2 protein-coding genes are annotated in these 1079 nt (G+C 38.1%); both read right to left on the bottom strand.

Features of this window, described 5'->3' with window-relative positions; translation table 11 throughout:
- Nucleotides 1–163 precede the first annotated feature (163 nt).
- Nucleotides 164–358 (bottom strand): hypothetical protein, encoded by a 195-nt coding sequence (locus ACFIKG_RS09410; RefSeq protein ID WP_375652214.1) that lies wholly within the window; start codon nt 356–358, stop codon nt 164–166.
- Between the two features lie 10 nt (nt 359–368).
- On the bottom strand, nt 369–1079 hold a 711-nt coding region (locus ACFIKG_RS09405), incomplete at its 5' end, for a hypothetical protein (RefSeq protein WP_375652213.1).

The following is a 1079-nucleotide window of genomic DNA, read 5'->3' as shown; positions in this document are numbered from 1 at the left end:
CCGCCTTCAAAACGGCGCGATTGAAAATTCACGGTACCACTGAACATGTCACCACTTGCACCACGTATCGCCCACCCAGTCCGCGTACCTAGATCAAAACAAAGGATTGTATGAAGCATCTAAATCACTTACATTTAATGATGGTTTTTTCTTAGAATGGTGCTTAAACGACTTCTCTGCACACAATTTTACTGCAATTCACACAATAAGAAACGTTAGAAAAAGATAATTTTTCAATGAGCTTTGCTTGCTCGTGTATTATTTCGCCTTTTTCATTTATCTCTTGTCTAAGCCTTTTTGTGGTTTTAAAAGCAGTATAAGCTGCATAACAAGATATAATAAGCGCAATTAAGCCCATCTCTATCTCCTCACTTACCCTTCTTCTTACTCTTCTTATTCTTATGAGGCGGCGCTTTTACTGCTTCATCACGCTGTTTAAGCTCTTGTGTTAGTCTTTCAACTTCCTCGTCGCGTGATTGAACATCTGCTTTTAGTGCCTGTATCTTTTCACTTTTCCGTTTAAAGTCTTCTCGGTACGCATCTATCTTTTGCTTCAATTCTTTAATTTCCGCATCACATGATTGAACATGTACTGTTAGTAGCTCTATCGTTTCACTGTTCCGTTTAAACTCTTCTCGGTACGCATCTATCTTTTGTTTAAGTTTTTCAATTTCCTCGTCACGTTCTTCAATCTCTTGCTTCAGTTCTTCCATTTCCTCCTCGTCACATTCTTCCATCTTTTGCTTCAGTTCATCAATTTCCTCGTCGCGTTCTTCAATCTCTTGCTTCAATTCTTTAATTTCCTCGTCGCGTAATTGAACATCTGCTTCGAGTTCTTTAATTTCCTCCTCACGTTCTTTAATCTCTTGCTTCAGTTCTTCCATTTCCTCGTCGTCATGTTCTTCTATCTTTTGTTTCAATTCTTCAATTTTCTCGTCGCGTTCTTTAATCTCTTGCTTCAATTCTTTAATTTCCGTATCACGTGATTGAACATCTGCTTCGAGTGTCATTACAACTTCACTTACATTTCTGAACGCCTTTTCATGCTCTTCAGTCTTTTGTTTCAGTTGTTTAATTTC

The sequence above is a fragment of the Bartonella sp. LB28NMGDW genome, assembly GCF_042194435.1.
Taxonomy (GTDB): domain Bacteria; phylum Pseudomonadota; class Alphaproteobacteria; order Rhizobiales; family Rhizobiaceae; genus Bartonella; species Bartonella grahamii.
The sequence above is the reverse complement of the archived record's forward strand: the minus strand, read 5'-3'. Positions and strand labels throughout refer to the sequence as shown.